This is a genomic window from Arthrobacter sp. Y3225116, from assembly GCF_059091245.1.
Genome location: NZ_JBNHGL010000203.1, coordinates 1 through 5,111, shown reverse-complemented (window position 1 = coordinate 5,111; position 5,111 = coordinate 1). Strand labels below are relative to the sequence as shown.

General features: G+C 70.1%; 6 protein-coding genes. All 6 read right to left on the bottom strand.

All coding sequences use genetic code 11. The features are described from left to right. Positions 1-625, bottom strand: a 625-nt coding sequence (locus tag AC5RV2_RS14345; RefSeq protein WP_494092888.1) for a metal-dependent transcriptional regulator, incomplete at its 3' end; no start/stop codon positions are given. Positions 626-652: 27 nt separating this feature from the next. Then, positions 653-1,558, bottom strand: a complete 906-nt coding sequence (locus tag AC5RV2_RS14340) for a metal ABC transporter permease (RefSeq protein WP_494092887.1) — start codon at positions 1,556-1,558, stop codon at positions 653-655. Beyond that, positions 1,545-2,324 carry a metal ABC transporter ATP-binding protein gene (locus tag AC5RV2_RS14335; protein ID WP_494092886.1) on the bottom strand — a complete coding sequence of 260 codons (780 nt, stop codon included), beginning with the start codon at positions 2,322-2,324 and terminating at the stop codon, positions 1,545-1,547. Before AC5RV2_RS14335 ends, AC5RV2_RS14340 begins: the two co-directional genes overlap by 14 nt. Next, positions 2,321-3,229: a metal ABC transporter substrate-binding protein gene (locus AC5RV2_RS14330; RefSeq protein WP_494092885.1), complete on the bottom strand. Its 909-nt coding sequence runs from the start codon at positions 3,227-3,229 to the stop codon at positions 2,321-2,323. Before AC5RV2_RS14330 ends, AC5RV2_RS14335 begins: the two co-directional genes overlap by 4 nt. A gap of 65 nt (positions 3,230-3,294) precedes the next feature. Further along, complete coding sequence (locus tag AC5RV2_RS14325) at positions 3,295-4,053, bottom strand: class I SAM-dependent methyltransferase (RefSeq protein WP_494092884.1); 759 nt, start codon at positions 4,051-4,053, stop codon at positions 3,295-3,297. 25 nt (positions 4,054-4,078) lie between these two features. After that, positions 4,079-4,963, bottom strand: coding sequence for a histidinol-phosphatase (gene hisN / locus AC5RV2_RS14320; protein ID WP_494092883.1), 885 nt, complete (start codon positions 4,961-4,963; stop codon positions 4,079-4,081). Positions 4,964-5,111: the final 148 nt, after the last annotated feature.

The following is a 5,111-nucleotide window of genomic DNA, read 5'->3' as shown; positions in this document are numbered from 1 at the left end:
CGAACCGGACCACCAGCGCACCGCCGAAGGGGCGCCGGCCGACGACCTCCACGCGGTCGTCGAGTCCGATCCGCTCGGCGCTGAAGAAGCGCAGGAGGTCGGCATCGGCGTCGCTGATCCGGGTGATCCGGCCGGTGTGTCCGCCGTCGAGTTCTTCCAGCTGCACCGCGCTGGGGACGTGGACGGTGCCGTCCGCCGCCGGGATGGGGTCGCCGTGCGGATCGCGCTGCGGGTGGCCCAGCTTAGCCGCCATCCGGTCGATGAACATGTCGGAGACGGTGTGTTCGAGCAGCTCGGCCTCGTCGTGGACTTCGTCCCAGGCATAGCCGAGTTCCTGCACCAGGAAGGTCTCCAGGACCCGATGCCGGCGGACCATGGTCAGGGCCAGCCGGCGGCCGGCGTCGGTCAGTTCGATGGCGCTGTACGGCCGGTGGTCCACCAGCTGCAGCTCCACCAGCTTGCGCACCATCTCGGAGACCGAGGAGTTGGCCACCCCGAGCCGGCCGGCCAGCTGCGAGGAGGTGATGGGCTTGTCCTGCCACTCGGTGAAGGCGTAGATGACCTTGACGTAGTCCTGCACGCTGGACGAGCCGCTGCTCAGCGCGGTTTTCCTGGCCGGGGGCATGCGTCTCACTCTCTCGTCGAACGTCTGTCAGGACGGCAGGTTGGCGGCGGCGGCGCCGGAGCCGGGCTGCGCGGGGGAGCCCGCCCCTGCGCGGCGCCGGGCCAACTGCCAGATTACCCCGGTCCGCGGCGCGCCCAGGTAGACCGCGAGGAAGACCAGGGCCTGGGCCAGGACCACCGCCGCGCCGGTGGCGACGTCCAGATAGTAGCTGGCGTAGATGCCGGCGACCGAGGCGGCTGCGGTGACGGAGGCGGCAATCGCCAGCATGGCATCGAACCTGCGGGTCAACAGGAACGCGGTCGCCCCCGGGGTGATGAGCATGGCCACCACCAGCACGATGCCGACCGCCTGCAGCCCGACGACGACGGTGATCGCCAGCAGCCCGAGCAGCAGCACCGACAGCCAGCGGGTGCTGAGCCCGATGGCGTGGGCGTGGATGCGGTCGAAGGCGAACAGCGTCAGGTCGCGGCGCTTGAACAGCAGCACGCACAGCGCCACGGCGCCGAGGATGAGCACCTGCAGCAGTTCGCCGTCGCTGACGCCAAGCACGTTGCCGAAGAGGATGTGCTGCAGGTCGGTCTGGCTGGGCGTCTTGGAGATGATGGCCAGACCGGCCGCGAAGAACGCCGTGAACACCACGCCGATCACGGTGTCGCCCTTCAGGCGGGTGGAGGATCGCACGCCGCCGATCAGCGCCACCGCCGCGGCGCCGAAGATGAACGCACCCAGCGAGAACGGCACCCCGACGATGTAAGCCAGCGCGACGCCGGGGAGCACGGCGTGGGAGACCGCATCGCCCATCAGCGACCAGCCCATCAGGATCAGCCAGCAGGACAGCACCGCCGACACGACGGAGGCGGCCAGCGTTACCACCAGGGCGCGGGTGAGGAACCCGTACTGCAGGGGTTCCAGCAGCCAGTTAAACAGCTCCACTGTGGGTTCCTTCCCCGGGACCGGCCAGCGCCGAGCCGAAGGCCAGGGCCAGGTTTTCGTTGGTGAGCACGTCTGCCGGCCGGCCGTGCGCGAGTATTTTCTGGTGCAGCAGGATGGCCTCGTCGCACAGCTGCGGGATGCCGGCCAGGTCGTGGGTGGAGATCAGGATCGTCCTGCCCTCGTCGCGCAGTTCCTTCAGCAGGGCGACCAGGACCGCCTCGGAGGCCTTGTCCACCCCGGCGAAGGGCTCATCGAGCAGCAGCAGGCCGGCGTGCTGGGCTATGCCGCGGGCCACGAAGGCGCGCTTGCGCTGGCCGCCGGAGAGTTCGCCGATCTGCCGGTGCTGAAGGTGGCGCAGGCCGGTGCGTTCCAGGGCTGCGTCGACCGCCTCTCGGTCGGGGCGGCGGGGGCGGCGCATCGGTCCGAGCCGACCGTAACGGCCCATCATCACGACGTCGCGCACGGAGACCGGAAAAGTCCAGTCGACGTCTTCGGACTGCGGCACGTAGCTGGCCAGGTTCAGCTTCCTCGCCTGCCGGGGCGACAGCCCAAACAGTTCCACCGTGCCCGACGCCGGGTGGACCAGTCCCATCAGCGACTTGAACAGCGTGGACTTCCCGGAGCCGTTGACCCCGATCAGCCCGCAGATGGTTCCCGGCGCCACCGTAACGGAAACGCGGTCCAGGGCGACGACGTCGTTGTAGGCCACGGTGAGGCCGAGCACGGAGATGGCGGCGGCGCCGGGCGGGAGGTGGGGGGTGCTCACGGGGCCAGTCCTTCCTTGATCAGGGAGATGTCGTGCCGGATCAGCTCCAGGTGGGTGGGCACGGGGCCATCCGGTCCCGAGAGGGAGTCCACGTACAGCGGCGTGATGAGGCGGGCGCCGGTGGCGGCGGCGACCTGTTGCATCGATTCCGGATTGACGGTCGATTCGCAGAACACCGCCGGGATCCGGTGTTCGGCGACCTGACCGATCACGTCCTTGATTTGCCGGGGCGTGCCCTCGGCATCGGAGTTCACCGGCCAGAGATAGGCCTCACGCAGCCCGGCGTCGCGGGCCAGGTAGGAGAAGGCGCCTTCACAGCTGACCAGGGCCGGAACGGCCGACGGATCGGCGAAGGCCGACGCCAGGCCGGCCATCAGCACGTCCAGCTCCCGATGGTATTCCGCGCCGTTGCGGCGAAAGTCGGCGGCGTGTGCGGGCAGCAGGCGGCTGAAGGCGTCAACGATGTTGTCCACGTAGACCTTCGCAGCCTTCGGGGACATCCACGCGTGGGGGTTCGGCTTCCCAGCATAATTCCCGGCGGTGATGCCCACCGGCTCCACGCCGTCGCTGAGGACCACGTGCGGGGCCGGGACGGCATGCAGGAAGCGTGCGAACCAGCGTTCGAGGCCCAGCCCGTTGTCGAGAATGAGGTCCGCGTCCTGGGCCCGCACCAGGTCCGACGGCGTGGGCTGGTAGCCGTGGATTTCCGCGCCAACCTTGGTGATGGACGCAACCTCCACGTGGCCGCCGCCGATCGTGTCGGCCATGTCGGCCAGCACGGTGAACGTGGTCAGCACCAGCGGCCGCTCCGACGCGGCGGCGGACTCCGGCGGCGGGGCACAGCCGGTGGCGGCCAGCACGAAGGCAACGGCCAGCAGGAACCCCCTCGCGCAAAGTTTCGGCATGCCTAAATTTTGCAGGACGGCCAGCCTCAAAACAAGCGCGGGAGGAAAATGTCCGGGGACCGGCGTCAGATCTTTCTCGCCCGCCAGCTGTGGGTCAGGTAGGGCAGGTCGATCATGGCCCCGGGGGAGTGGCCCAGATGGTCGTGCAGGTACCAGTCGAGGTTGCCCAGGACCTTCGCCCGGGTGGCCTCCGCCGCGCGCAGGTAGTAGCTGCGCGTTTTGACCAGCTCCATCACGTCGCCGGTGCTGAGCCGGTCCAGCCACCGGGTCTCGTGCCCTTCCGGCGGGCCGAACTCCGGGCCGACGCGGGGGCGGAAACCGGGCTTGAGCACGTCGCCGGCATGCATGATGCGCGAGAGCCGGTGCACCCACGGCACGCCGGTATCCAACTGGTTCCACACCAGGCCCAGGGTCCCGCCGGGTTTGAGGATGCGGGCGGCTTCGGTGCTTGCCCGCAGCGGATCGGTCCAGTGCCAGGCCTGGGCCACGGTGACCACGTCCATCCCGGCGTCGGGGAGGCCGGTGTCCTCGGCGGTGCCCACCATGGTGGCCACGCCCGGGAGGTTCCGCTCCAGCTGCGCGAGCATGTCCGCCGAGGGATCCACGGCAACCACCCGCAGCCCGCGGGCGGACAGGGCGGCGGTGTACTTTCCGGTGCCGGCTCCCACGTCCGCGGCATCCCGGGCGCCGGCCGGCAGCAGCCAGTCGACGGCGTCGTCGGGGTAGCCGGGACGGATGCGGTCGTAGTGTTCGCCGCCCTGCTGGAAGGTGTTGGCGTAGGCGCGCCGTTGCTCATCGTCCATCCGGGGGCCGCTGTGTGCCACGTGGTGCTCCTCGTGCGGCGGCGTGCTACCGGCCCTCGCCGGCGGCCTCGACGCTGCCGGCGGCCTCGTCGTCGTACGCCGCAGCGGCCGACCCGGCGGGGCGCTGTCCGCGCAGCTCAGGGTTCAGGCGGTGCAGGGCCTCCACGTGGAGCAGGCCATTGGTGGCCAGCGCGTTGCCGCCGAACGGGCCGTCTTCGCCCTCCAGCGAGCTGAACCGCCCGCCGGCTTCGGTCACGATCGGCACCAGGGCGGCCATGTCGTAGAGGTTCAGTTCCGGCTCGCAGGCGATGTCCACGGCGCCCTCGGCCACCAGGCAGTAGGACCAGAAATCGCCGAAGGCCCGCGTGCGCCAGACGGATTCGGTCAGGCCGAGGAAGTCGGCCAGGTTCCCGCGTTCCTTCCAGCCGCCCAGGCTGGAGTAGGACAGCGACGCGTTCTCCAGCCGGTCCACGGCGGAGACCTGGAGCCGGGTCGCGGTGGCCAGCGAACGTCCCGTGTAGGCGCCGGTTCCCTTGGCGGCCCACCAGCGCTTGCCCAGTGCCGGCGCGCTGACCAGCCCGACCACCGGCTGCCCCTCGTCCACCAACGCGATCAGGGTGGCCCAGACCGGTACGCCCCGGACAAAGTTCTTGGTGCCGTCAATCGGGTCGATGATCCAGCGGCGGGCGCCGTGGCCGCTGCTGCCGAATTCTTCGCCGAGCACGGCGTCGCGCGGGCGGGAGCGGGAGAGCTGCCCGCGGATTGCCTCTTCGGCGGCACGGTCGGCGTCCGTGACCGGCGTCAGGTCCGGCTTGGTCTCGACCTTCAGGTCGAGTGCCTTGAAGCGGGCCATGGTCTGCGCGTCCACGGAGTCGGCCATCACATGGGCCAGGCGCAGGTCGTCGTTGTAGCTTTGCGAAGCGTGGGTCATAGGTTTCAACCTATCGGTAAGTGAAGTGCGGACGCGGGAGGCGGAGCTGCAGCCCGGCCGGCGGCCCTTAGACGGTGCCGAGTTCTTTGGCCTCGGGGCGCTCTTCGGCGCCCAGCAGGCGGCGCAGCGACGCAAGCCTCGCCGCCCC

What these genes read in the sequence shown, in the direction of transcription:
- hisN (WP_494092883.1), bottom strand. Translation starts at nt 4,963, where the DNA reads ATGACCCACGCTTCGCAAAGCTACAACGACGACCTGCGCCTGGCCCAT.
- AC5RV2_RS14330 (WP_494092885.1), bottom strand. Translation starts at nt 3,229, where the DNA reads ATGCCGAAACTTTGCGCGAGGGGGTTCCTGCTGGCCGTTGCCTTCGTG.